Annotated in this window: 21 protein-coding genes and 1 riboswitch; of the genes, 5 read left to right on the top strand and 16 right to left on the bottom strand. The window is 69.0% G+C overall.

All coding sequences use genetic code 11. The features are described from left to right. Positions 1 to 71: 71 nt before the first annotated feature. The 4 genes from LVY72_RS03140 to LVY72_RS03125 all read right to left on the bottom strand — a co-directional run bounded on the left by LVY72_RS03140 (position 72) and on the right by LVY72_RS03125 (position 3,939). Positions 72 to 449 carry a hypothetical protein gene (locus LVY72_RS03140; RefSeq protein ID WP_237817988.1) on the bottom strand — a complete coding sequence of 126 codons (378 nt, stop codon included), beginning with the start codon at positions 447 to 449 and terminating at the stop codon, positions 72 to 74. 116 nt (positions 450 to 565) lie between these two features. Then, positions 566 to 1,741, bottom strand: a complete 1,176-nt coding sequence (locus LVY72_RS03135) for a glycoside hydrolase family 3 N-terminal domain-containing protein (RefSeq protein ID WP_237817987.1) — start codon at positions 1,739 to 1,741, stop codon at positions 566 to 568. A gap of 4 nt (positions 1,742 to 1,745) precedes the next feature. Next, complete coding sequence (locus LVY72_RS03130) at positions 1,746 to 3,362, bottom strand: GntT/GntP/DsdX family permease (RefSeq protein ID WP_237817986.1); 1,617 nt, start codon at positions 3,360 to 3,362, stop codon at positions 1,746 to 1,748. A gap of 19 nt (positions 3,363 to 3,381) precedes the next feature. Further along, positions 3,382 to 3,939 (bottom strand): gluconokinase, encoded by a 558-nt coding sequence (locus LVY72_RS03125; RefSeq protein ID WP_237817985.1) that lies wholly within the window; start codon positions 3,937 to 3,939, stop codon positions 3,382 to 3,384. Positions 3,940 to 4,094: 155 nt separating this feature from the next. Here LVY72_RS03125 and LVY72_RS03120 point away from each other — a divergent pair, with 155 nt between their 5' ends. The 5 genes from LVY72_RS03120 (at position 4,095) to LVY72_RS03100 (ending at position 8,659) form a co-directional block, all read left to right on the top strand. Then, complete coding sequence (locus tag LVY72_RS03120) at positions 4,095 to 4,490, top strand: hypothetical protein (protein ID WP_237817984.1); 396 nt, start codon at positions 4,095 to 4,097, stop codon at positions 4,488 to 4,490. 64 nt (positions 4,491 to 4,554) lie between these two features. Next, positions 4,555 to 5,511, top strand: a complete 957-nt coding sequence (locus tag LVY72_RS03115; protein ID WP_237817983.1) for an Lrp/AsnC family transcriptional regulator — start codon at positions 4,555 to 4,557, stop codon at positions 5,509 to 5,511. A 270-nt stretch (positions 5,512 to 5,781) separates the two neighbouring features. Next, entirely contained in the window at positions 5,782 to 6,546 is a 765-nt protein-coding gene (locus tag LVY72_RS03110; protein ID WP_237817982.1) for a DUF5058 family protein, read from the top strand. Between the two features lie 38 nt (positions 6,547 to 6,584). Beyond that, complete coding sequence (locus tag LVY72_RS03105) at positions 6,585 to 7,349, top strand: hypothetical protein (RefSeq protein WP_237817981.1); 765 nt, start codon at positions 6,585 to 6,587, stop codon at positions 7,347 to 7,349. 50 nt (positions 7,350 to 7,399) lie between these two features. Beyond that, positions 7,400 to 8,659 carry an amidohydrolase gene (locus tag LVY72_RS03100; protein WP_237817980.1) on the top strand — a complete coding sequence of 420 codons (1,260 nt, stop codon included), beginning with the start codon at positions 7,400 to 7,402 and terminating at the stop codon, positions 8,657 to 8,659. A 107-nt stretch (positions 8,660 to 8,766) separates the two neighbouring features. Here the strand turns inward: LVY72_RS03100 and LVY72_RS03095 are convergent, their stop codons facing one another. The 12 genes from LVY72_RS03095 to LVY72_RS03040 all read right to left on the bottom strand — a co-directional run bounded on the left by LVY72_RS03095 (position 8,767) and on the right by LVY72_RS03040 (position 24,400). Then, positions 8,767 to 10,260, bottom strand: a complete 1,494-nt coding sequence (locus LVY72_RS03095) for a peptide MFS transporter (RefSeq protein ID WP_237817979.1) — start codon at positions 10,258 to 10,260, stop codon at positions 8,767 to 8,769. A 33-nt stretch (positions 10,261 to 10,293) separates the two neighbouring features. After that, entirely contained in the window at positions 10,294 to 11,790 is a 1,497-nt protein-coding gene (locus LVY72_RS03090; protein WP_237817978.1) for an HNH endonuclease signature motif containing protein, read from the bottom strand. 184 nt (positions 11,791 to 11,974) lie between these two features. Beyond that, complete coding sequence (locus LVY72_RS03085; RefSeq protein ID WP_237817977.1) at positions 11,975 to 12,340, bottom strand: hypothetical protein; 366 nt, start codon at positions 12,338 to 12,340, stop codon at positions 11,975 to 11,977. 31 nt (positions 12,341 to 12,371) lie between these two features. After that, positions 12,372 to 12,504: riboswitch (SAM riboswitch) on the bottom strand. Between the two features lie 176 nt (positions 12,505 to 12,680). Further along, the gene (locus LVY72_RS03080) at positions 12,681 to 13,226 is read right to left on the bottom strand and encodes a DoxX family protein (RefSeq protein WP_308190669.1); all 546 of its coding nucleotides are present in this window, start codon (positions 13,224 to 13,226) and stop codon (positions 12,681 to 12,683) included. 114 nt (positions 13,227 to 13,340) lie between these two features. Beyond that, the gene (locus tag LVY72_RS03075) at positions 13,341 to 13,691 is read right to left on the bottom strand and encodes a nuclear transport factor 2 family protein (RefSeq protein ID WP_237817976.1); all 351 of its coding nucleotides are present in this window, start codon (positions 13,689 to 13,691) and stop codon (positions 13,341 to 13,343) included. A 103-nt stretch (positions 13,692 to 13,794) separates the two neighbouring features. Then, entirely contained in the window at positions 13,795 to 14,418 is a 624-nt protein-coding gene (locus tag LVY72_RS03070) for a DUF4190 domain-containing protein (protein ID WP_237817975.1), read from the bottom strand. A 342-nt stretch (positions 14,419 to 14,760) separates the two neighbouring features. Further along, complete coding sequence (locus LVY72_RS03065) at positions 14,761 to 15,306, bottom strand: dihydrofolate reductase family protein (RefSeq protein ID WP_237817974.1); 546 nt, start codon at positions 15,304 to 15,306, stop codon at positions 14,761 to 14,763. Between the two features lie 94 nt (positions 15,307 to 15,400). Continuing rightward, positions 15,401 to 18,550, bottom strand: coding sequence for a UvrD-helicase domain-containing protein (locus LVY72_RS03060; RefSeq protein WP_237817973.1), 3,150 nt, complete (start codon positions 18,548 to 18,550; stop codon positions 15,401 to 15,403). Further along, a complete protein-coding gene (locus LVY72_RS03055) occupies positions 18,547 to 21,225 on the bottom strand; it encodes a PD-(D/E)XK nuclease family protein (RefSeq protein ID WP_237817972.1) in 2,679 nt (892 codons plus the stop codon). The genes LVY72_RS03060 and LVY72_RS03055 overlap by 4 nt, the downstream gene beginning before the upstream one ends. Positions 21,226 to 21,510: 285 nt before the next feature. Continuing rightward, entirely contained in the window at positions 21,511 to 22,578 is a 1,068-nt protein-coding gene (locus LVY72_RS03050; protein WP_237817971.1) for an MBL fold metallo-hydrolase, read from the bottom strand. A gap of 78 nt (positions 22,579 to 22,656) precedes the next feature. After that, positions 22,657 to 23,421, bottom strand: a complete 765-nt coding sequence (locus LVY72_RS03045; RefSeq protein ID WP_237817970.1) for a hypothetical protein — start codon at positions 23,419 to 23,421, stop codon at positions 22,657 to 22,659. 37 nt (positions 23,422 to 23,458) lie between these two features. Further along, a complete protein-coding gene (locus tag LVY72_RS03040) occupies positions 23,459 to 24,400 on the bottom strand; it encodes an NAD-dependent epimerase/dehydratase family protein (RefSeq protein WP_237817969.1) in 942 nt (313 codons plus the stop codon).

Here is a 24,400-nt window from a genome sequence, read left to right as displayed (position 1 = left end):
GCGGGCGCTCAGAGTGGGACGCGAGGGGCCCGCTGTGGCGGCGGAGCCGACACTGCGGGAGCGTCCCAATCTCAGTGCAGCGAATCCACCAGCCAGGCCTTCAGCTGCGGGCTCCAGACCAGCTTCAGCACCCCGACCGCCAGCGGGTTCGTGGCCGAGCCGAGATCCACGTGGGCCACGTCCGGCCTGCCCGGCGGCGAATGGACATCCGTCACGCGCCACGCCGGGATCGATTGCAGGATCCGGGCCGGGGTGTGGAAGTCTCCCCGCGCCAGGCTGGAGGCCGGGGCCACCAGGGATTCCAGCGTCAGGCGGAAGCGGCGCCAGTCCGCCAACGCCAGGCAGAACAGTTCCGCCACCTCCACCGCAGCCGTCAGCACCCGTTCGGGTCGGAGCGGATCTGCGGCATCATCCCGGCCGCCCGGGTTCAGGTGCCCATCGGAGAGCATGCTCTAAGCGTAGCCTCCGGTACCGACTCACCGGCAGCGCCCCGAAGACCGGCGGAGCGCCCGAGCCCAACTCCGCCGACCGCATGGTCCGCCCGGCCGCTGCCGGGTCCGCGGGGCTACTGCCCGGCCTTGGTCTGCAGCACCTCCAGCGCGGCGGCGTTGAGCTTGGCCCGGAATGCCGGATCCTTCCTGGCTTGGGCGGCCAGAGCCTTATGCATGGCCGGGACAGCCTTGGCGTTGACGCACAGCAGCATGGTGCCCCCGGCGGAGAAGAACTTCACCGCCCGCTCCGCGTAGCTCCACGGCGAGAGCTGCGCGGCGTCGCACAGGTCGTCCGAGACGATGATGCCGGTGAAGCCCAGGTCCTTGCGCAGCATGGTCTTCAGCACCGTGGGGGAGAAGGCGGCGATCCGCTTGGCATCGATCCGGCGGTAATAGGCGCTGGAGACCATCACCCAGCGCGCGCCCGCCCGGATGCCGCTCCGGAAGGGCTTGAGGTTGGCATCCGTGCGCGTGGTCCTGGTGTCCGTCACCCCGACGGCGGTGTCCGTATTGCCGGTGACCCGGCCGAGGCCGGGAAAGTGCTTGAGCACCGGCGCCACGCCGCCGTCGGCCATGCCGCGGGCGAAGGCAGTGGCGTCGGTGGCCACGCTGGCGGCGGTGTAGCCGAACTCCCGCTCGAAGCGGCCGATGGGGGCGTTCGATGCGGCCCCGGCCTGGGGCACCACGTCCGCCACCGGGGCCAGATTGACGGTGACACCGGCCGAGCGCAGCTGCCGCGCCCAGGCCTTCGCCTTGGCCCGGATGGTGGCCGCGGGCCACCTGCCCTGCGCAAGCGCCGTCGGCATCTTGGAGAATCCCTTGCCGCTGAGCACCTGGACGTAGCCGCCCTCCTGGTCGGTGGCGGTGAAGCGCCGGATCCCGCCGGTGGTCGTCGCGCTGACCGTAGCCTCCAGCCGGCGCAGCACCGCGCGGGTGGCCGCCGTGCCCTTGCTGCTGCGGCCCTTGAGGAAAATGTTGCCGACCTCGTATTTGGTGATGGTCGCCAGCGTCGACTGGTCCGCTCCGGCGGCCGGCACCCCGGCCATCAGCACCTGGCCCACCCGCTGTTCGAGCGTCAGCTTCGCCAACTGCGCGCCCGGATCCGCTGCTGCCTGCACCGCTGCCGCCTGCACCGACGCGGCCGGGACTACCGCCGGCACCTCGCCGGCAGGCAGCCCGGCGGCGGCCGGGCCGAGGGCCAGGCACCAGGCGGCAAGCAACGCGGCCAGCGGCCTGTTCCCCCGGCGCATGGCCTCACACGACCGTCGAGAGCAGCAGCACGAAGACCAGCCCCACCACCGAGATCACCGTTTCCATCACGGACCAGGTCTTGATGGTTTGCCCGACACTCAGCCCGAAGTACTCCTTCACCAGCCAGAACCCGGCGTCGTTGACATGCGAGAAGAACAGCGAACCCGCCCCCACCGCCAGCACCACCAGCGCCAGCTGGGCCGGCGTCAGCCCGGCAGCCAGCGGGGCCACGATGCCGGCCGCCGTCACCGTGGCCACCGTGGCCGAGCCCGTGGCCAGCCGGATCAGGACCGCCACCAGCCAGCCCAGCAGCAAGGCGCTGAGGCTCATCGCGAGCGCCAGCTTGCCGATCGCGACGGCGGCACCGCCATCCACCAGGACCTGTTTGAAGCCGCCGCCGGCACCGACGATCAGCATCACGCCCACGATCGGCAGCAGGCTGTCGCCGATCTTCTTGGCCAGCCTGGCGGGGCCGAAACCCACCGACGTCCCGAGGGTCACCATGGCCAGCAGCACGGCGATCAGCAGCGCCACCAGTGGATCGCCGATAAAGTTCAGGATCTGGTAGCCGACGCTGTCCGGAGCCAGCCAGAGGTCCGCCGCGGCGCGCAGGAGCATCAGGATCACGGGCGAGAGCACCGTGGCCAGCGTGATGCCGAACGACGGCGTGCGCTTGGCGTCCGGGTCCTGGGCTCCGCTGACGGCCGGCGCACTGCCCGGCGTGGCTCCGGTCGGGGCGGCACCGCCGCCCGACGTCGCCGTGCCGCCGCCCGGCATCGCCGTGCCGCCGCCCGGCATCGCCGTCCCGCCGGCACGGGCCGCTGTCCCGCCGCTCGGCGGTGCGCCGCCGGCCCGGTCGCCCGACGTCGTCGTGCCCGGGGCCGCCGCGCCCACGAAGGCCAGGCCCGCGCCGGCCACCCCGATCGGCACCCAGCGCGCGGCCAGCCGGCCGAAGAGCGGACCGGCGATGGCCACCGTCGGGATCGCGATCAGCAGGCCCAGCGCCAGCGTAATGCCGATGTCGGCCTTGAGGATGCCCACCGCGGCCACCGGGCCCGGATGCGGCGGGACGAAGCCGTGCAGCACGGACAGCCCGGCCAGGGCCGGAATCCCCAGCAGCATCGCCGGCCCGCGCATCCGGTAGACGGCCAGCATCACCACCGGCACCAGCAGCACCAGGCCCACTTCGAAGAACATCGGGATGCCGATGATTCCGGCAATCAGCGCCATCTTCCAGGGCAGTACGGCAGGCCGGCCGTGCAGCAAGGTATTGACGATCTTGTCGGCACCGCCCGAGTCCGCCAGCAGCTTGCCCAGCATGGCCCCCAGCGCGATCAGCACGCCAACATAGCCGAGCACCCCGCCCACCCCGGTCTGGAAGGACTTGGACACGTCGGTCAGCGGGATGCCGGAGAAAATCCCGACCAGCAGGGCACTGATGGTCAGGGCGAGGAACGCGTGCATCTTGGCCCAGACAATCAGCGCCACCACCAGGAGGATGCCCAGCAGCGCGACAACCAGCACCTGCGTGTCGTGCGGAGTCCACGGCTCGTGCATTTTGTCCGAGACCGCATCGGTGAGGACCATGGCTCCGGTCCCCAGTTGCGTCAGCGTGCCCATGAGTACCCTCCGGTCCGGCTCAGGCCTTCAGCTTGAGCGCATCGATGATTTCCCGTGCGATCTCCTTCGGCGCGGGTCCGACGTTGATGGTCAGATGCGGTTCGTCCGGCTGCGGCTCTTCCAGCGTCTCGAACTGGCTGGCCAGCAGTGCCGGAGGCATGAAATGCCCCCGGCGCACGGCCAGCCGGGCGGCGATGGTTTCCTGGCTGCCCTGGAGGTAGACGAAGACGACGCCGGTGCCGCGGCGGTTCAGGACGTCCCGGTAGGAGCGCTTGAGCGACGAGCAGGTGATGACCCCGTTCTTCCCGGCATCCAGCCGGCCCTCGATCCAGGCCGCAACCTTCTCCAGCCACGGCCAGCGGTCCTCGTCCGTCAGCGGGTGGCCCGAGGCCATCTTCTCCACGTTGGCCCGCGGATGCAGCGCATCGCCCTCCTCGAAGTCCCAGCGCAAGGCTCCGGCCAGCAGCGCGGCGACGGTGGACTTGCCGCAGCCGGTCACGCCCATCAGGACCAGGACCTGGGCCTGCGGCGCCGGCTGTTCCGAATGCTCCGGGTGTTCAAGGGATTCCGGGCTCATGGCTTCATCATGGCACCGGCCTGCCGGGACGGGAAGAACGGCCTTCGGCTCACATGGTGTTGACGATCAGACCGATGCCTGCGGTGCCGGCAACGCGTCCGGAGGAACCCTGCGGCCGGCGCCGGACGGACCTGGCCTGCCGGTAGGCTGGAGGGATGCGCCGTCGACTTGCTGCCCTGACCGTTGTCCCTCTCGTCTCCGCCGTGCTGCTGGTTTCCGGCTGCGGCCAGGTGGAGCAGGCCGCCTCGGACGCGGCGAACAAGGCCGCCTCGGACATCGCCCAGGCCGGCAAGGACGCCGTAGGCCAGGCCGCTTCGGACATCGCCAAGGCGGGCACGGATGAGCTCATGCGCCAGGCTTGCAGGCCGGTCAAGGACGGCACCATCAGCGCCAGTGACCAGGAACTGATCTCCGGACTGCTCGCCGGCGCCGAAGCCGCCGGCGTCCGCTCCGACGTCGTGGCCCAGTGGCGGGAAGTAGCCCAGGCCGGGGACAAGGTGCCCGGCAGCGTCGTCAAGTCGATGCAGGACACCTGCAGCGCAGCGGGCTGACCCTGCTGCGCCACAACGAGCGGCTGGCAGGGCAGACGGCAGGGAAAGGGTAGCGAGGTGCCGCGTGCATGAATTGACCGCGCTGGAGCAGCAGATCGTGGCCGCACTGCAGGTTGATCCGCGCGGTTCTTGGCGGAAGATCGCCGCGGTGCTCCGCGAACCTGAGCGCACCGTCGCCCGCCGTGGCAGCGAACTGCTCGAATCCGGCGTCGTCGGCGTGGTCGGCATCCGCCCGCGCCCGGCCCCGGTCCTGGTGGAAATGCGCTGCACCCCTGGTACCGCCCGGGTCGCCGCCATCGCCCTGGCCCAGCGCCCGGATACGTCCTTCGTCTATACCACCACCGGTACCGGAGACTGCCTGGCCGAGATCGTCATCGACCGGCAGCGGCTGGATTCGGTGCTGGCGGACGAGCTCCCGGGCATCGCCGGCCTGAAGCATGTGGTCACCCATCCGGTGCTTCGCTACTTCAAGACCCTGCGGGCCTGGCAGCCGGGTGCCATCTCGGAGGAACAGCGGGCTGTACTGCAGCCAGCACCGCCCGTGGATGCCGCCGTGTTTGGCGAACACCCGGCGCTAAGCAAACTGGACGAGCAGATCGTGGATGCCCTCTGCGAAGACGGCCGGATGTCGTTCGAAGCCATCGCCCGGAGGGTGGGGGTCTCCGAAGCCACCGTCCGGCGCCGTACCGAATGGCTGCTGGAGACCAACTGCGTGCACCTGCGCGCCGTCGTCGAACCGGCAGCGCTGGGACTGCCGGTCGAGGCCCTGCTCTGGATCAAGACCGCCCCGGCGAAGACCGAGGCCCTCGGCCAGCGCCTGGCCCAGCTGCCGCAGACCCGCTATGTGGCGGCGATCGCGGGGGACTACCAGATCCTCGCGGACGTCACAGTGGCCAACACCCGCGCGCTGTACGACTTCACCAGCAGCAGCTCCTGGACCGGGGACGTGTCCGAGCTGAGCATCTCCCTACTGCTGGACGCCCGCAAGCGCGGCGGCCGGCTCAAGCCCGCCGGAGCCTGAGCGCGCGACGCGCCCGGGACATGCGGGAGCGCACGGGACGTGCCCGGGACGTGCGGGGGACGCGTGCGGGACGTGTGGGGACTGCCGGCCGGACGGAATGTGACCTGCGCGACGATTCCGGCCACGGCGGCGGTTGTGGACATCCTGTTTTGACGAAATTCGGCAAAATTGTGGCTGATTCCGGCATCTATTGCCCGATCTAGGCCGAAAGGCGCAAGGTGTTTCCTAATCACCAGCCGCGCGAGCGGAGCAGCCACACCGGAGGACCGAATGCCAGCTATCGTTTCCCAAGCCGTCGCCGCCGGCGGAGGCTCGACGGACATCCTCGCCGCCGCGAACAATCCCGTGCTCTGGGCCTGCGCGGCGGGCGTCTTCGCGGTGATCATCCTGCAGTCGGTGATTTACATGAAGGCTGCACGCAAGGCCGCCCCCGCAGCCGGCATGACACCGTCGGAACTGAAGGTTTCCTTCCGCTCCGGCGCCGTTGCCGCCATCGGCCCGTCACTCGCCGTAGTGATGGTGGCCATCGCGCTGCTGGCCGTCTTCGGGACCCCCGCCGTGCTTTCCCGCATCGGACTGATCGGCTCCGCGGCCTACGACGCAGGCTCGGCCAGCATCGCCGCCAAGACCTCCGGCGCCGAACTCGGCGGACCCACCTATACCCAGAACATCTTCGCCATCGCCTTCTTTGCCATGAGCATCGGCGGCGCCATGTGGATGCTCTCCACGCTGATCTTGACCCCGCTGATGAAGCGCGGCGGCACCAAATTGGCCAAGGTCAACCCCGCAGCCATGTCGATTGTCCCCGGCGCGGCACTGCTGGGGGCCTTCATGGCCCTCGGCGCCGCAGAGGTGCCCAAGTCCTCGATCCACGTCCTCGCACTGGGCACGTCCGCAGCAGTCATGGGCGTGTGCATCTTCCTCGGCAAGCGCCCGAAGCTCTCCTGGCTGCGCGAATGGGGCCTCGGGTTCGCCATCGTTGCGGCCCTGGCAGTGGCCTTCATGGCCCACACCGCCGGCGCCCCCGCCGCCTGATCCGCCGCCCACCGGAACGCACCGAGAAGGAACGCACCATGTCGCAAACCACCATCAGCACTTCCGCCACCGCGTCCACCAGAACTTCCACCACCGCTCCGGCGGCCGGCACCGAGCAGGAACTGGCCGAGTTCGACCGCACCACCTCCCGCTGGGGCCGCCTGACGATGCTCGCCGGCTTGCTGATCTCCCTGGCCGGCCCGATCTACCTGGTCTTCTTCACCGGGCTGGAGATCAGCGCCGGACAGCTGTGGACCGCCTTCGCCGCCGTGGCCGCCGTGTTCGCGGTGATCTGGGTCGTCGAGCCTGCCACCTACTTCCCGATCCTCGGCCCGGCCGCCATGTACCAGGCCTTTATGATCGGCAACATCTCCAGCAAGCTGCTGCCCGCGGCGCTGGTTGCCCAGAACCGGATCGGCGCCAAGCCCGGTACCCGCCGCGGTGACTTCGCCGCCGTTGCCGCCATCTGCGGCGCTGCCGCCGTGCACCTGGTCTCGCTGGCGATCTTCGTCGGCTTCCTGGGTACTTGGCTGATCAGCATCATTCCGGCCGGACTCATCGACGTGGCCCGCCTCTACATCCTCCCGGCCGTGATGGGCGCCGTCATCGTGCAGTCCATTGTCACCATCAAGCAGCCGCGGGTCACGATCATCGCCGCCGCGGTGGCCGTGCTGATCCAGTTCGTGGTGCTGCCGGTGGCCCCCGGCATCGCCTTCGTGACCACCGGCATCGCGGTGGCCGCGACGATCCTGGCCTCCTGGCTGGCCCGTGACCGCAAGCCTGTGGCCGCCGCTGCGGACTAAGCACCCCAAGCAACCGATACCCGCACTGTCCGGAACCGATAGGAACTTTGATGACCAGCACTACGCCCATTGACCCCGATTCGGCCGCCACTTCAACCCGCCTGGCCCTGACCGAGGACCTGCGTGCCGACCTGCATGAGCTGTACAAGCAACTGCACAGCCACCCGGAGCTGTCCATGCAGGAGCACCACACAGCCGAGCTGATCGAACAGCGCCTGGACGGCCTGGGCATCGAGAACTTCCGGTGCGGCGGAACCGGTGTCGTGGGGGTGCTGCGCAACGGCAGCGGGCCCGTGGTCGGCTTCCGCGCCGACACTGACGGCCTGCCGATCGCCGAGGACACCGGCCTGGACTATGCCAGCACCGCGACCGGCACCCTGCCCGACGGCACCGAGGTCCCGGTCATGCACGGCTGCGGGCATGACACCCATACATCCGTGCTGCTGACGGTGGCCCGGATGTTCGCCCAGGCCCGGGACGCCTGGGCCGGCACCCTGGTGCTGATCTTCCAGCCGGGCGAGGAAACCGCCGCCGGAGCGGCCGCCATGGTGGCCGACGGGTTGTGGGACCGCGCTCCGAAGCCGGAAATCGTGTACGGCCAGCACGTCATGCCGGGCCTGGCCGGCACAGTGTCCTTGTCCGTGGGCAGCGCCATGGCGATGGCCGACTCGCTCAAGGTCACCGTGCACGGCCGGCAGTCCCACGGCTCCCAGCCGCAGGACGCCATCGACCCCGTGGTCCTGGGCGCGCACATGGTGGTCCGGCTGCAGACCATCGTCTCCCGCGAGCTGGATCCGCGGCAGGCCGCCGTCGTCACCATCGGCACCTTCCACGGCGGGCTGAAGGAGAACATCATCCCGGCTTCCGCCGAGTTCACCCTCAATATCCGCACCTTCGACGACGGCGTGCGGTCCCACGTGCTCGCCGCGGTGCGGCGCATCATCGCCGCCGAGGCTGCCGCCTCCGGCGCTCCCGAGCCGGAGATCGAGGAGCTCTACACCTTCCCGGCCTGCTACAACGAACCAGCCGAGGCCGAGGACGTGGCCGAGGTCCTGCGCAGCGCCCTGGGCGCAGACGCGGTCACCATTTCTCCGCCGCTCATGGGCAGCGAGGATTTCGGCCACCTCGCCGCGGCCATCGGCGTCCCCGCCGTCTACTGGACCTTTGGCGGCCACCCCGCGGAACTGCTCGAGGGCGGCGGACAGGTCCCGATGAACCACTCGCCGTACTTCGCCCCCGTGATGGAACCGACGCTGTCTACCGGTGTCAACGCCGCGGCGGCCGCACTGCTGGCACGGTTGGGCCGGTAGAGCATTCCGTCCGGTGCCGGCCGCCCGGGCCTTCCCTGTCCCGGGGCGGCCGGCGCACCAGGACGCCACCCTTCCGTGACACGGGCGGGCCGATCGCCAGGCAGCTGTCAGCGCACGCCGCTCATCAGGCTCTTGATTGGCCGGGCAGCCAGGAATAGCGCCGCCGCCAGGACCAAGGCCACCAGCCCGATGATCCCGAAATACGGCACCTCATTGGCCGGATTGTAGAAGCCTGCAAGCACCCCCGACATCGCCGTGCCCAGTGCCACCGAGAGGAAGTTCAAGGCCACCATCTGGGCGTGGAAGGCGTGCGGGGCGAGCTTGGTGGATAGGGACAGGCCCACCGGCGAGATCAGCAGTTCGGCCACGGTGAAGAGGAACAGGATGCCGACGATGGCCAGCAACGGACTGCTGTTCGGACCTCCGCCCGCCAGCGGAATGAAGGCCAGGACCGCCAGGCCCATCACGGCCAAGCCCAGAGCGAACTTCACCGGAGTGATCGGCTGCCGGTGGCCCAGCCGGGTCCAGAGGGCGGCGAAGACCGGAGCCAGCAGGATGATGAAGACCGGGTTGATGGACTGCACCCACTCGATCGGCATCACCCAGCCGAACAGGCTTCGGTTCAGCCGCTTGTCCGAATAGAGGGTGATGACGGTGAACTGCTGCTGGAAGATAGAGAAGAATGCCGCACTGGCGATGAACATCGGGATGAAGGACAGCACCCTTCGCCGCTCGATGTGGTCGATGTGCTTGCTGGTGAGGATCACGATGAAGTAGATCACCGCGGCGGCGATGGCCACCACGGCCACCACCGTGGCCAGGTTGGCCGCCGTGATCAGCCCGGACAGTATGGCGGCGATGATGACCGCCAGGGCAGCGGCCGCCAGAAGGCCGACCACCAGAAATTTCTGCCGAGGCAGCGGATCGGCGACGTCGTGGGCATCCTCCGGCAGGTTCTTGCGGGTCAGCGCATACTGGGTCAGGCCGATGGCCATGCCGATGGCGGCCAGTCCGAAGGCGAAGTGGAAGCCCAGTAGGTTGTGGGTCAGGCCGGTCAGCAGCGGGCCGAGCAGGGCGCCGATGTTGATGCCCATGTAGAAGATCGAGAAGCCCGCGTCGCGACGGTCGTCGTCCGGGGCATAGAGGGAACCGACCAGCGTTGTTGCGTTCGCCTTCAGACCGCCGCTGCCCAGCCCCACCAGGATCAACCCGACGGCCAAACCCACCAATCCAGGCAGCAAGGCCAGGCTGATGTGGCCCAGCATGATGATGATGGCGCTGTAGAACAGGACACGCTCCGAGCCGAGCAGCCGGTCGGCCACCCACGCGCCGAGGATCGTGAAGAGGTAGACCGATCCGCCGTAGGCGCCGATGATGCCGGCGGACACACCTTGGTCGAGGCCAAGACCGCCCTCGGAAACCTCGAAGTACATGTACAGCAGGACGACAACCTGCATGCCGTAGAAGGAAAAGCGTTCCCACAATTCGACACTGAACAGGTTGGCCAGCATCCGCGGCTGGCCGAAGAAAGTCTTCCCGCTGGGGTTCCTGCTGTCTGTGCCGACGGACGCCGGGGGGACAGGTTCCGAGGGAGTGCCCATAGCTCTTCATGCTCCCACCGGGGCCGGTGCATGTCACGGGCCAGCTCCAGGCGGAGACCCGGCTGGCTGGGACACGCAGGCTTGGCGGTAGCGGTTGCGCAGGGGCTTGCGCTCCGGGTCGGTCCAGGGCGGAGGGATGAACCAAGGGATGCCGCCGCGGGATTCGACCTGCCAGTGGCCCTGGTGGATGAGGTGGTGGTGGAAGGAGCAGAGCAGGCAGCCGTTGTCCGTGGAAGTGGTGCCGCCGTGTTCCCACCAGATGATGTGGTGTGCTTCGGTCCAGGGTGCCGGGATGGTGCAGCCGGGGAAGGCGCAGCCGCCGTCGCGGGCGACCAAGGCCCGGCGCATAGCCGGAGTGAAGAGCCGCTGGGCGCGTCCGACGTCGAGTACCTCGCCGCGGCCGCCGAGGACCACGGGGATCAGGTCCGCATCGCACGCGATCCTGCGGACCGTTCCGGCGCTGGTCAGCCCGCCGAAGACAGCCTGGCCGGTACCGCCGACCTGCTTTTTCAACTCTTCGTAGTCGATGGTGACCATTACCTGCGGACGGTGGCCTCCGGTGGCCGGGAGCTTATCCGCGGCCAAGGCCATCCGGCAGGCATCGACGAGGCCGGCGAGCAGTTTCTGGGCCCGGGTGGGTTCGGCCGGGGCAGGCTGCACCACGCCGTCGCTGTCCATGGCAGCGGCCTGGCCCGCGTCCTCGTTTCCGTCCTCCGGTGCGAAGGTCCGGCCCAAACGCGGGTTGGTGCTGGTGTTCATGACCGTGACCAGGTATTCGTACTGCTCGTCCGTGGCCGCGATTTCGATCCGGTGCAGTCCGTTTCGTCGACCTCGGATGAAGACGCCCTGGCGGGCCCGCAGGAATTCGTCGCTGGGCTCCCTGCCGTCCGGGTCCAGCCCGGCTTCCCAACATTTGATGACCTCGACGAGGATGTCCGTATCCGCCTCGGCCGCCTGCCGCGTGAGCATCTGCTCCATCGCCTGCAGGTCTTCGGCCCGGGCGGTCGGCCGGACCCGTTCCACAGCGTCGCGGATGAGGGTCGCGGCACGGCCGCTGATGTGGGATCCGGCCAGCGCCGCCCCGAGCATCGGCAGTTTCGGAGGTGCCTGCTCGCCGGTGATGAGTGTGGCCGGCTGGGTGCTTTCACCCAGCCGCAGCCGCCGACGTGCCTCGCTGCGGCTGATCTTCAGCCGCTCGCGAAGGTAGTCGGCGGTGTCCCGGAATTCGGTGCGCTTGCCCGGTTCGACGCCGTCAGGCTCCAGTGACGCCGGGTCAGCCCAGGAGAAGCGGTGGTCGCTCTCACCTGTTGTTGCCACCTTCTGCTGGTCCAGCGCATGGGCTGCGCTAATTTGGAGCTGTTCAACCGTCTTGGACAGTTCCTCCACGGCGGTCGTCGTCTCGGCGAGTTCCCGAGGGGACAGCAGTTGGCAGCCGTCGCGGAAGTGCTGCGCAAAGTCCTGCAGTGCCGATTGCACCTCATTCAGGAAGCTGGATGCTTCCTGCGTCGGTTCGTACAGTGCCACTGCCATGAAGAAATTTTATCGATCACCTATACGAGTGTCATGGGAAAAGTGCCGTTGTGTAGGAAGAGAAATTCGATATTTGTGGAGGAAGAGTTGTCGGGGGAACCTGCCGTTGCTAACAGTCGGGTGCGCAGCGGGCCGCCGTCGATAAGCCGATCGGACGCCGGGGGATTCTTGCCGGATCGGAAGGTCAGCCAAGGCAGCGGCCGACGTCGTCCAGTTTGGCGAGGTTGAACAGGATGTGGCCGTGATTGCTCGGTACCGTGAGCAGATGGAACTCCGGGCTCCAGATCCCTTCGCCGTCCGGCCCGGCGAAAACCTCCACGATGCGGGCGGTATTGTGATGCCAGTACAGCTGCGGTTCGCCCCGGACACCGAACTGAAGCAGCCCCAGTTCCGGCTCCACATGGATGCTGACCGGCAGGCGGGATTCGTCCTGCAGCCCCTTCCGGGCCTGGATCCAGTGGGTCTGGTGCCCGGGATGGTAAATGGAACAGCCAAGGGAATCTTCGCGGAGAATACGGCGATAAATGGCTCGGCCTTCGTTGCTGGGCATGCCAGCTCCCTTCGACACGGCCCGGCGCGGCGGGCCACTCTTGCCCGGACCGGCTGGCCGCGGGCCGCTTCGTCATCCGAACCACCCGTGAGTCTGGGGTTGGTGTATGGCCGTGTCGGAGCATTGCCGCCGCGGTTGGCGATGGCAGGCCACATCTCGTGAAGCTATGAGGATCCTACCAAGGGCATCGGACAGTTTCTGACCCGGGCCGTTCCCATGCCAGATCGGAGGCACCGGCGTCCTCGGACCGGAAGGCTTCGATGCCCGTCCCTGTCTGCAGTTGCTTCAAGGAACCCCACCGCAGGGCTACGGCCCGCAGCGGGCATCGGTGGGAAGGACCCTAAACCTGCGGGCTGCTGGGCGACGGCCCGCCGGCACCCGGGCCCGGCGCGGTGCTCGGCCCCGGAGCGGTGCTTGGGCCGGGCGCAGTGTCCGCACCTGGCGCAGTGCGCTGTTCGGCCTGGATCCTCCGCTTGGCGCGCTTGCGGCCGAACAGCACGTAGTCCAGCGAGAAGCGGCCGGGTCCGGCCAGCACGATCGTTAGCGCGGCGGCAGCCAGGATCAGTACCAGCTCGAACCCGCCTTCGCCCGCAAAGAAGCCGTTTGGCGCATGCACAAGGATCCAGGCGCCGAGCATCTCGACGGCCAGCAGCGCCGCAATCACACGGGAGAAGAGACCAACGATCAGCAGGAGGCCGCCGATCAGTTCCAGGAAAGTGACGACGACGGCGGCAATTTCCGCCGCTGGAACGCCCATTTGGCCGAAGCCGCTCTGGGTTGCGGGAAGGCCCATCTCGAACTTCTGCCAGCCGTGCATCACGAAGACGAAACCGAGGACAACGCGGAGGATCGCGAGGGCTGTGCTGATGAGGGGGGATGGTCGCATCGGATTGTCACCTCTTCGGGGTGAGGGGATGGGCCGCCGGATACGGCCGGCGAGTATCAATGCACGATTGAACCTGTCCTTCAAGTCTGCAGGCGATTCGGTGACGTGTCGAGGTCAGCCAAGGTTGACCTGGTACGTCTCCAACCGGCTGATCTTGTCACCGGAGAAGGTGAAGGCGTCGCTGAAGACGAAATCCAGCGTCCCGCCGTCGCGCCGGGCTGCCTGCCCGCTGCCGAGGGCGACGACCGTATCGCCCTCTTCGACCAGCCGGTCGATGGTCAGCTTCGGCCGGCCAACAAACGCGTCGTTCTGGATTTCCTGATCGAAGGCGTCCTTACCGGCCAGCGTCTTGTAGCCGTGCAGCACCCAGACGACGTCGTCGGTGAGGCAGGACAGGATCAATTCGTGATCGGTCCGCCGGAAACCATCGATATAGGACTGGACGACGTCTTTGCGAGGGGACATCACAGCTCCTTGTTCGACACCACCCGTACGGACCATTAATGTGCAATGGCCCCCGCCCAGGGAAGGGCAGGGGCCGTTGCGAGGGCCCGGTGGGGCCGTCTGGCTACTTGGTCGAGGCGGTGGTGCCGGAGCAGGAAGCCGTGGCGATATCGCCGGAACCGCTGTTCGTGGAGACGCTCTCGCCGTTAACGAAGACCTCGCAGCTGACCTTGGTGGCCCCCTCGAGGTCCCCAATGACGGTCACGGACGACAGGTCGAAACCGGTGGTCTGGACGGTCTTCTTCCAGTCCTTGGTGATTGCGACATTGGAGGACCCGTCGCCGGACCAGTAGCTGACCGATGCCGCGCCGTTGCTCTTGACCACGTACTCGATGGTGTGCTCGGCGTTCAGGCTGTCGTCAACCGCCTGCACTGCGGCAGCCACAATCGCCGTGACGATGCCCGCGATGATCAGGCTCACCACGCCGAGGATGATGCCGGTGATCGCCATGCCCTTCTTGCGGTTCTTCAGGATGACGCCGATGACGCCGAGGATCACGGCGACGGCGCCCAGGAAGAAGGCCATCATGCCCAGGATCGGAATGATGGACAGGACAATCGAGACGATGCCGACGACCATGGCCGCGACGCCGAGTCCGTTGCCGCGCTTGGCCTCGGGGGCCGGCGGGAACGGCTGGTGCGGTGCGGACGGCGCCGGTGTGTCGAACCCGGTGGTGCTATTGGACATGAATTCCCCTTGCTGCTGCTCTGGCTCGGAGCAGGTCGATAGTGCAGGTGCCTTGGCTCAAGGCACCCCATATTGGTGCGGATCTAATGACAGCGGGCGGCGCAGAAACTTACGTTCTCCCCGCCTGGCTTGGATCTCCGGGCAAGGTACCGACAAGTTTTGGCCGCCGTCAGTGCATGCTGGCAGGAGCCGGTGAACGGCGGTTCCACTGTCCTTATCGGCAGGAACACAGGCCGCGTTATGCCGGGAGGGTAAATTCCGGATGAAGACGCGGTGGCGGGCCGAGCTGCAGGGGCTTGCGCGTTCGCACGCCGAGCCGGCCCGGCATAGCAGGCCCGATGGCTACCGTCTCGGCTCGTACCGCATCGCCACCGCCCCCGAGCCGAACTCCAGCCGATCCACGAGCTTCAAGTCGACATGCTTCGACATCCCCGCGAACAACGTCGGCCCGTGCCCCGCAAGCCTGGGATGCACCACGAACTCGTACTCATCGATCAATCCCAGCTCCGTCAACGCCAGCGGGAGCTTCACGCCTCCGGTGAGCAGTCCCTTGCCCGGCTCCCGCTTGAGCTGCCGGACGGCCCTGTCCAGATCCCCGCGCACGAGTTCCGCATTCCAATCGACCCGCGCCAGGGTGCTCGACACGACGTACTTCCTGGCCGCATCGATCGTCCGGGCGAAGGGGTCCGTCCAATCAGGCGCTCCAGGCAGCGCCGGCGGCCGCCACGCTGATTCCATCATTTCGTAGGTCACCCGGCCAAGGAGAAGGGCATCGGCCTGGTTGAGGTTCTCGACCGCGTGACGATGCAGGTCTTCGTCCGCGGGTATTGCACGATGATCGCAGCATCCGTCCAAGGTGACGTTGATGGAATACCGAAGGGGCCGCATTGCGCCAGAGTACCGTCGATGGGGGACACCGGCGAGGCCTCCTACGGGAACGACAACCCGGGCCCTTCGTCTGGACCAAACCCGTGACCCACCACTACACGACGGCGAAGACCTTCCCCAGCGCTGGCAAATGGATCAGCGTCTCCAGCACCGGCCGTCCGGTTGCCGCCAAGACGGCTTCCCGGTACGCCTCCAGTTGGCCGAGGTACTTCTCCTGGATGTGCCCGGCGGGGTCGGTGCCGGGGTAGCTCTTGTGGTCGATCAGCACGTAGCCGGCCGGCGCTTCCACGAGCAGGTCGATCCAGCCTTCCATCACCTGGTTGTCCCCGTTGCGCCAGCCGATCGGTACTTCCCGGAGCGCACCGGCGCCGGGATACGTGGTGTGGAGGAACCGGGCCAGCCGTTCCCCGGAGCTCACCAGCACGTCCGCGGTGACGTGGTCGCCCACCTGCCAGCGGTCGATGATCTGTTTGGCCAGGCCCAGCCGGTCGTCGGGGGAGAGGGTCTCATAGGCGGTGCCGAGGTAGGCGTGGATGGCGGAGCCGACGGCGTCCCAGCCGGCGGCACCGTGCTCGAGGAGCCGCTCGCCGAGGCTGGCCTTCTCCAGCACGGTGGCGTCCGCGGCGCCGGAGGCCTGCTTGCTGGCCTGGATCCGGGCGGCCGGGTACTGCACGCGCGCCATGCGGGGCCTGGCATCGGTGAAGCGTACGACGGCGGGATCCCCGGCCGGGGTGCCCGGCCCGCCGGGCTCGTAGGAGTGGACCGACGCAGGCAGCGGCTCGCTGCCGGCCACATGGATGGCGCCGTCGCCACCGGAGCCGGACCAGGCAAGAAGGTCCGGGACACCCAGCAGGTTCAGCGCCGCGGGCGCCGGGGATTTGGCCGCCAGCACCGTGGTTTCCTTGGAGCGGGTCATACCCACGTACATCAGCCGGGACTGGTTGCGGCGCTCGCGCTCCTCCGCGCGGGCCTGCACGTCCGAGGTCTTGGCCCGGTCATCCAGCGGCGAGCCACCGTGGGGGAAGGGTTTGGGCCAGAACCGGATCCAGCGCCCGGCCAGCGGGTTGGCGACGTCGAAGCTGGCGGACTGTTCCACGGCGGTGCCAAACGCACCGGCACGGATGCCCTTGTCCAGGCTCTCCATCACCACCACGGGCCATTCCAGCCCCTTGGCCTTGTGGTAGGTCATCACGTGCACGACGTCGTCGCCGGAGTTCTCGGCGCCGTTCTGTTCCTCGTCGGCCAGGAAGCGCAGGAAGCCGCGCAGCGTGGCGGGCGTCTTGAGCACCTTGCAGGCTTCGTAGTAGTTGTTCAGGCAGGCCCGGAAGGCGTCCAGGTTCCGCAGCCGGGTGGCCGGCGCGGACCAGGACTTGATCAGCTCCGGCAGGCCGAGCAGGCTGACGGCCTCCTCGAACACTTCGGTGGGGGTGGCCCGGCCGGCGCGTTCGCGCAGCCCGGCCAACGCGGCAGGGACCGGGTCCAGGGCCCAGGCTTCGAGGACATCGGCCGGCGCGGCGGATCCCAGCAGCGCAGGCTGCCAATCCGCGTGGGCGCCGTGCCCGGGATGCAGGGCCACGATTTCGGCCAGCGCCACGGTGTCCCGTGCGTCGGCCACGAACGCCATGGCGGCGCGGACCAACTGGATCTCGCGGGCGGCGAAGAGCGAGTTCGGATTGAGGCTGGTGCGGATGCCCAGGTCCCCGAGCGCAGCGGCCAGCGACGCGACGTCGTCGTTGGATCGCGCCAGGACGGCGACATCGGCAGGCTTCAGTTCCGGCAGCCGGGCCAGCAGGTCCGCGACCCCGGCGGCGGTGGCGGCATGCGGGCTGGCACCCTTGGGCACGTCCTTGGTCCAGGCCTCGAGCGTGCCCTGCGGCCAGCCGGCGTGCGCGGCGGGCAGGTCCAGGTGGACCGACTCGCGAGCCATCCCGACGGCCGCGAAGACCGGCTCGAACACCGCGTTGGACAGGTTGACCACGGCCTGCTGCGAGCGCCAGGACTCGTGCAGCCGTTCGGTTTTGGCTACGTTGGCGACGACGGCCTGCATCAGGTCCGGGTCGGTGCCGCGGAACTCGTAGATCGCCTGCTTCGGATCGCCCACCCAGACACACTCGTCCACCAGGCGGCTCAGCTGCAGGAACAGCTCCAGCTGCAGCGGGCTGGTGTCCTGGAATTCGTCCACCACCAGGAACTTCACCCGCTGTCGGAAGGAGTCGCGGAAGGCCTGGTTGTGCCGGACCAGGCTGACCACCAGGGTTTCCTGGTCCACGAAGTCCATCAGCCCATGCCGGCGCTTAAAGTCCGCGTAGGTGTCCAGGCAGGCGGCGGCGCACTCGAACACCAGCCGGATGAAGCCCTCGGCGTCGTCGTGGAAGGCCGGGTTGGCCAGCAGGCCTTCCTTGACCGCATCCGTGGCGTCTTGGAAATGCTTGACGATCCACGCATTGGTGCTCGACTGGATGATCCCGCGCCACTGCTCCCAGGTGGCGTGCTCCGGCGCGCCGAGAGCGGCGATCCGGTCGCCGATGCCCGGCCACTTCCCGGCGAAGTTGGCCGCCGTGGTCTTGACCGCCTTGCCGTCGGCATCGACGCCGGTCCGGGCCGCCGAGACCAGTTCGGGCAGCAGGTCCTGGAACTGCCGCAGCCAGCGGGACCGGTCATCCGTCGCGGCCCGGTCATCCAGCAGTTCCCGGAACCCCGCCCAGGACCGCTCGGCGCAGCCGGCCAGGTCCGCTGGGGAGAGCAGGTTGTTCCGTGCCGCGTCGCAGATCCGGCGCACGGTGGCGTCCCAGCCGCCGTCGTCGTCGAGCTGGCCCAGCCGCCGGGCGATCGGCAGCAGGCGGTCCGCGTAGTCGGCGAGCACTCCGTCGGTGGCCAGCCGGAACATGGCGCCCTGTTCCTCCTCGGCGATCACCTCCAGCGCGGGGGAGAGGCCGGCGTCGATCGCGTATTCGGTCAGCAGGCGTCCGCAGACGCCGTTGACCGTGCCGATCAGGCTCACTGACAGCTGCTGCGCGGCATTGCGCAGCCGGACCGGGTCCTGGTCCGTGTCCGGAGCATCCAGCAGCTTCGCGGCAATGCGCTCGCGCAGTTCGCCGGCGGCCTTCTTGGTGAAGGTGGTGGCCATGATGCCCGACGCCGGCACGCCCGCGGCGATCTTTTCGGCGATGATCTGGGTGAGCCGGTAGGTTTTGCCGGTGCCCGCGCTGGCGGAAACCATGGTGATGTTCTCCAGCGCGTTCATGAAAAGTCCCCCTTGAGCCCGCAGAGCGTGTCGAACTTACAAAAATTGCACGGCGGCTTCGCATGGAACCGGCCGGCCTGCTCGGCCAGCTGCTCGCCGGACGGCTGGCCCGCCGCTTCGAGTTCGGCGTCGCGCCGGGGGCCGGCAGCAATCCGTCCGTTGACCACCTCGGCCACCGAGAACGACGCCGCCCGCACGGTTTTCTGCCACAGCTCGTCCGGGGTCTGGGCCGCCTCCAGCGGGTTGCCGAACGCCGCATGCGTCGAGGCGAAGGTGCCCTGCTTGAGCAGGTAGTAGGCCGTCGGCGCGTCGAGTCCGCCGCCGTCGTCCAGCGCCCACTGGTACAGCGCCAGCTGCGCCGCCCGGCCTTCGCGCACTTCCCTGATCCGGTAGCTGTCCCGGTTGCTCCACTTTAAGTCCACCACCACGCGCCGGCCGTCGGTGTCGATCCCCACGACGTCGGCCTTGCCGTTTACGGGCACGGTCATTGCGGCGCCGTCGATGTCCAGGACCAGCGGCTTGTCGAAGTCCTGCTCCATCTCCTGGATCACCACGCCGGCCCGGCTGAGCGTGCGGAAGAACTTCAGCACGGTCTCCTGTACCACGGCGCGCAGGTGCTTGAGCCGGCTCTGCGCACCGGGCAGCAGCAGTTCGGACGCCATCCGCGGCAGCAGCGCATCGATCTTCGCGTCGATTTCTCCGGGCTCCGGCACCGCCCGGTGCACTGCGGCGAGGTCGTGGTGCAGTTCCTCGACCACCTTGTGCGTGAAGGTGCCGATCATCCGGTTGCCGGTGGGCACCTCGTCCGCCTCGGCCACCCGCAGCCTGACCTTCTTCTCCAGCACCCACGCCAGCGCGCAGCCGACCAGGGTGGACAGCTGGGTGAAGGACAGCGTGTCGGGGGCCAGATCGTGGCGCGGTCCCAGCTCGAATGACGACGGCGGCGCCGCGGCCGCGCGCGCCGGGACCGGGACCAGCCGGGCCTGCCGGCCCGCCAGCGTCCAGAGATCGCCGTCGAACAGGTCCTCCGGGCACCGCTTGCGGGACTCGACCCGCTTGGCGATCGGCAGCGGAGTCGCGTCGTTGTCGCTGTCCCCGGGGCCCTCGGGCTGGTCCGCGACCAGGGCCTCGAGCAGCGGGTTGCCGTCCACACGTTCGCCGTCCTGCTGGCGGACCTGGACGATCAGCAGGTTCCGGCAGCGGCGCGCGGCGGCCAGCGTCTGCGCCACGGTGAGCGCGGCCAGGGCTTCGGCCGGGGGAAGCTCGACGCCGATACCCGCCAAGGCCCGCCGGTCGCCGTCGTCCCAGCGCCGGCCCGGGGAGATGGTGCCGGCCTGGAAGCCCCACCACAGCACGTCCGAAACGTCGTCCATCAGCTCATACAGGTGGTTCAGCCGCAGCCACGGCGCGGCCTCCGCCGCGGCCAGCGGGCTGGAGCTGCCGGCCACCACCGAGGACACCATCCGCCGCAGGTCCCGCCGCGAGACCCGGGGCAGGCCGGCGACCAGGGCCAGCAGCGTCTGCAGCTGTTCCGCCGTCGCGGACAGGGCCTCGTTGAACGGGACCAGGGCCTTTAGCCGGCCGGCCAGCCACTGGCACTTGTCCGCCAGGTGTGCGCCGGAGACGTTGCCGTCCTCCAGCAGCAGCCCGGTGGAGAACAGCCCGTCCAACTCCCCGGCCAGCTCCGGCCCGAGCTCGGCGTCCGCGGCGATCTCCGCCAGCGCCTGCTGCCACGCCGGACCGCCGGTGCCCGGTTCCTGGGCCAGCGCCTTCTGCAGCGCCCGCGCCGCCTTGGCCCGGACCGGGCCGGGGAACACCGGCAGGGAGAGGAACTCGCCCAGTAACTGCACATTCACCGGACCCCAGATGACCTCCAGGAACAGCGGAATGATCTGGTCCTGCGCCCGCCACGCGGACTTGCCCCCGACCCCCAGCCGGGGCAGGCCGCGACCGGCCAGGTACTGGTCCAGCACGCCGGTCGGCTGCGAGGCCACGACGGCGGTGCCTCCGGTGCTCGCGGTGTTCCCGGGGCTTTCGACGCCGGCGGCGAGCCAGCGGGCCGCGTGCTCGGCCGCCTCCCACTCGGTCTCGGCCTCCAGCACCGTGATCTGCGGGGCTTTCCGGAACCCGTCCTCCGGCTCCACGATCCGCACTCCGCGAGACTCGAGCTTCGCCAGGATCCGCCGCCAGATGCCCGGCAGCGCAGGGCGCGGATGCTGCAGTTCGATCACGGAGATGCCCAGCGGCAGCGGCGATTCCAGCGCCTCCGGCAGTGCCGCCACGTCGTCGGCCAGCGCCGGGTCCAGCGGCAGGTCCGATGATTCCAGCCCGGCCAGGCAGCGCACCAGTTCGGAGACCTGGCCCGCCGGCAGGGAGCCGTCCCAGCCGTTGGCCACCAGTTCGTCCCGGGCCCACAGCAGTTCCTGGGCCGTGGACCACGGATCCACCTCGAACGAGCCGTGGAACCACGCATCCGGCCGGTCCGCCGCCTCCAGCCGCGCCAGGTACTGCTGCACGCGGGTGATATGGGAGTTTGGCTGTTCGGGACGCGTGGTGCCCAGCCTGGTCTGGAGCAGCTGCGTCAGTCCCTGCCGCCCCACGCGGACCGTGTTCAGCCCGGGCGAGCGAAACGCCCACGGGGCACGGTCCAGGAACCAGCCGAATTCAACCCTCATCCGTCCCCCACATCAATGAGTCCCCGGCGGTGCTTCAGTACTGCGGAGCCGGGCGCGCTACAGGTTTGGTTCTATCACGGGCCGGTGACAGGTCAGGGGATTGCCGATGACTGTGACGCTGCCCTGGCAGGGTCGTCAAAATAGAAGGTTACGCACGAAACGCTGTTTCGTGCGCAACTTTCCGAAGTAGGCGCCCGGGCCGCCGCCAAACCAAGCCCGGTCAACCTCAACGGTCACCGCACTAGCGGCAGGTCCACTGCGACGATCTCATCGCTGCGTGTCGAACTAGCTGGGCAAGCCGTTCGGGACGGCCTCGTCAGCCAGCCAGCCCGTTTCGATCCCGGTTTCCAGGCCCAGGGAGCGGAGGTAGACCACGTGGCTGGCGGTCTCGGCGACGGCGAAGCGCAGCGAGTGCCCGTTCAGCGCCGCCCAGCCGCGGGACCAGGTCAGCCGGGCAGCCACTTCCCAGACGGTGCCGGCTTGCCCGGATTCGAGCACCCGGCGGACCTCGTCCGAGCGTGCCCGGTTGTGCTCGGCCAGGAAGGCGACCCGGTCCCGGATGCCGCGGAAACGGTATTCGTGGGCCGGACACACTTCCAGCTCGTTCCCGTACCGGGCCAGGATATCCAGCGAGTCGAAGTAATCGTCCAGCGGATTGGCCAAGCCTCCTTCTTCCAATGAAATGTGCGGCGAGATCCGCGGCAGCACGTGGTCGCCACTGAAGAGCAGCCCGTGGTCCTCGTCCACCAAGCAGATGTGGCCGGGGGTATGGCCGGGTGTCGAGACGACGCGCACACGCCGTCCGGGCAGGGGCAGTAGCGCGCCGTCGTCGAGCTCGAGGTCGGGCAACAGCAGGGACGGGACGGTCGCCGCCTTCGTGGAGAAGGACATTTCTTCCAGCCGGTCCGCGGGCACGCCCCAGTGGGCGAGCTGCGCCTTGTCTGTGGCCAGGGCCATGTCCGGATCATCTGCGTGGTCGCGCCAGCGCTCGTCCGCGCCCATAGCCACCCACGCACCGGACACCTCGCGCAGCCGGCCGGTCATCCCGTGGTGGTCCGGGTGGTAGTGCGTGATGACGATCCCGGACACCTCGCGCGGCGAGAGGTCCGCAGTGCGCAGGCCGGCGGCCAGCGCCTCCCAGCCCTCGTCGCTGTCCCAGCCCGGGTCGACGACGACGGCGCCTGCCGTGCCGGCGAGCAGATAGGCGATGGTGTAGCGCAGCGGGTTATCCGGGAAAGGCACCGGGATTGACCAGACGCTGTCACGGACCTGCTCAACCGGCGGAAATTCACAGGCGTCCCAAGCGCTCTTCTGGCGGTGGCCGGTGATCGTGATCTGGAGCGCTTCGGGCATGGGGTTCAGCCTAATGCACCCGAACACTGGCCGGCCGCAGCAGAACTTCAATTGCCCCTGGAAGGGTCGTCGCGGTACCTAAAGCGACACCTGCAGGACCATGACGGCGGCCTGGAAGTCGAGCAGGAAATGGACCACAAGCAGGTACGGCAGCAGCGCCGGCCGCCGGCGCAGCACCACGGCCAGGAGCAGCGCGAACGGCAGGAACATCAGCGCCCGCCAGGTCATGAACCCGCCGTCGAAGATCAGCGGCAGGGCAACGTGCTGCAGCGAGTGCACCAGGGCGGCCAGCCCGACGGCAACGGCCGCGGACCCGGTGAGCGCTTCGAGGCGCGGCCGGACGTAGCCGTAGTAGGTGGGGAGTTCTGCCAGCGCGGTGGTGACCGGGAAGAGCACGACGGCGGCAATCGCGGCCCAGAGCGGCAGCGGCCGGGTGAACATCTCCAGGGCCGCTTGCGGGCTGCCGAGCAGGGCGGTGGCCAGGCCCAGGTTGGGCAGCGCGGCCAGCGGTGCCGCGGCGGCGGTGGTGAGCACCGCCAGCCCGAGGTCCTTCCGCCAGCCGGTACGGCGGAACCGGTAGAAGTCGCGCAGCCGGATGCCGTTGGCGTGGCAGAAGCGGGCTAGGACGGCCAGATTGACCAGGTTGGCGGCAGTTGCGGCCAGCGGCCACCATGCCGCCGAGTCCGCCCAGGGTTCCGCTGAGCCGCCGGCGGCCAGTATGGCGGCGATCAGGGCTTGGAATGCCGCGAAGAGGGTGAGCCGCAGGCCGAGGAGGCCGGCGACGCGCAGCCCGGTGGATGTGGGTGCGGCTGACGGGGCTAGCAGGGTGCCTTGCGTGGACACGGGTGTTCTCCTTCGGGTGCGGTGATGGCGGCAGGACTCAGGCGGCCGGGACGGACTGGCGGTTCCGCCACCAGGCGACGGTGGCGGCGGCTCCCTCGGCCAGCGGCGTCGGGGTCAGGCCGAGTTCGGCCTCGCTGCGGGTGGAGTCCATGACGAATGGCTTGTCGAACTGGTAAGCGAGCTCGGCCAGCTCGCGCATGTCCCCGCTCACGGTGCCCAGTACGCGCAGCACCCACCCCGGAATGCCCGATACCTTGGGGGCGGGCAGGCCGGCGGCGCGGGCGTAGGCCTCGGCCAGCTGCCGCTGCGTCACCGCCGGGGCGGTCGGGGCGTGCAGCACCCGGTTCCACAGCTCGGGCCGCTGCGCGGCGCGGATCATCGCGGCCGCCAGGTCCGGCACGTAGGTAAATGAGTGCGGTGCGTCCGGATTGCCGACGGCGGACAGGCGCCGGCCGCCGAAGACTGCAGCGAGCATCCGCTCACCTGCGTGGGAGCCAAGCACCCACGGCCCGTAGAAATCCGAGGCCACCACGCTGACGGTGGCCGTGGCCGATGCGGCCCGCGCCTCAAGCAGGGCGGTCCGCACGCCCCGCTTGCCGCCCGTCGCAGAGCGCGGTGAGTCCTCGTGCATGGTCAGCCCCGGTTCGGAGTAGGAGTAGAGGCTTTCGGGGAAGACCACGGGAATTCCCCGCCGTCCGGCCGCAGCCAGGACGAGTTCGTTCGCCTGCGGTAGGAGTTCGCGCCAGGCCTTGGCGGTGTAGACGGTGTGGATGCAGTGGAAGACGGCCGCCGCACCGTCCATGGCGGCGTCGAGCTGGGCCGCGTCCGTGACATCGGCCCGGATCCGGCGGATGCCCGGGAGGTTTGGGCCGGAGCCGGAGCGGGTGGCCAGCGTGACGGTGTGTCCGGCGTCGGCGAGCTGGCGGGCAACGGTGGAGCCGACCGGACCGGCGCCGGTGACGAGGTAGTGCTGGGACAT

Source organism: Arthrobacter hankyongi (genome assembly GCF_022012395.1).
GTDB classification, from domain to species: Bacteria; Actinomycetota; Actinomycetes; order Actinomycetales; family Micrococcaceae; genus Crystallibacter; species Crystallibacter hankyongi.
The sequence above is the reverse complement of the archived record's forward strand: the minus strand, read 5'-3'. Positions and strand labels throughout refer to the sequence as shown.

Excerpts from the sequence above, each read along its gene's own strand:
- LVY72_RS03040 (WP_237817969.1), bottom strand. The coding sequence starts at position 24,400 with ATGTCCCAGCACTACCTCGTCACCGGCGCCGGTCCGGTCGGCTCCACC.
- LVY72_RS03135 (WP_237817987.1), bottom strand. The coding sequence starts at position 1,741 with ATGCGCCGGGGGAACAGGCCGCTGGCCGCGTTGCTTGCCGCCTGGTGC.
- LVY72_RS03050 (WP_237817971.1), bottom strand. The coding sequence starts at position 22,578 with ATGCCCGAAGCGCTCCAGATCACGATCACCGGCCACCGCCAGAAGAGC.
- LVY72_RS03140 (WP_237817988.1), bottom strand. The coding sequence starts at position 449 with ATGCTCTCCGATGGGCACCTGAACCCGGGCGGCCGGGATGATGCCGCA.
- LVY72_RS03100 (WP_237817980.1), top strand. The coding sequence starts at position 7,400 with ATGACCAGCACTACGCCCATTGACCCCGATTCGGCCGCCACTTCAACC.
- LVY72_RS03075 (WP_237817976.1), bottom strand. The coding sequence starts at position 13,691 with ATGTCCCCTCGCAAAGACGTCGTCCAGTCCTATATCGATGGTTTCCGG.
- LVY72_RS03110 (WP_237817982.1), top strand. The coding sequence starts at position 5,782 with ATGCCAGCTATCGTTTCCCAAGCCGTCGCCGCCGGCGGAGGCTCGACG.
- LVY72_RS03120 (WP_237817984.1), top strand. The coding sequence starts at position 4,095 with ATGCGCCGTCGACTTGCTGCCCTGACCGTTGTCCCTCTCGTCTCCGCC.
- LVY72_RS03090 (WP_237817978.1), bottom strand. The coding sequence starts at position 11,790 with ATGGCAGTGGCACTGTACGAACCGACGCAGGAAGCATCCAGCTTCCTG.
- LVY72_RS03125 (WP_237817985.1), bottom strand. The coding sequence starts at position 3,939 with ATGAGCCCGGAATCCCTTGAACACCCGGAGCATTCGGAACAGCCGGCG.
- LVY72_RS03130 (WP_237817986.1), bottom strand. The coding sequence starts at position 3,362 with ATGGGCACGCTGACGCAACTGGGGACCGGAGCCATGGTCCTCACCGAT.
- LVY72_RS03055 (WP_237817972.1), bottom strand. The coding sequence starts at position 21,225 with ATGAGGGTTGAATTCGGCTGGTTCCTGGACCGTGCCCCGTGGGCGTTT.
- LVY72_RS03060 (WP_237817973.1), bottom strand. The coding sequence starts at position 18,550 with ATGAACGCGCTGGAGAACATCACCATGGTTTCCGCCAGCGCGGGCACC.
- LVY72_RS03095 (WP_237817979.1), bottom strand. The coding sequence starts at position 10,260 with ATGGGCACTCCCTCGGAACCTGTCCCCCCGGCGTCCGTCGGCACAGAC.
- LVY72_RS03065 (WP_237817974.1), bottom strand. The coding sequence starts at position 15,306 with ATGCGGCCCCTTCGGTATTCCATCAACGTCACCTTGGACGGATGCTGC.
- LVY72_RS03080 (WP_308190669.1), bottom strand. The coding sequence starts at position 13,226 with ATGCGACCATCCCCCCTCATCAGCACAGCCCTCGCGATCCTCCGCGTT.
- LVY72_RS03070 (WP_237817975.1), bottom strand. The coding sequence starts at position 14,418 with ATGTCCAATAGCACCACCGGGTTCGACACACCGGCGCCGTCCGCACCG.
- LVY72_RS03085 (WP_237817977.1), bottom strand. The coding sequence starts at position 12,340 with ATGCCCAGCAACGAAGGCCGAGCCATTTATCGCCGTATTCTCCGCGAA.
- LVY72_RS03105 (WP_237817981.1), top strand. The coding sequence starts at position 6,585 with ATGTCGCAAACCACCATCAGCACTTCCGCCACCGCGTCCACCAGAACT.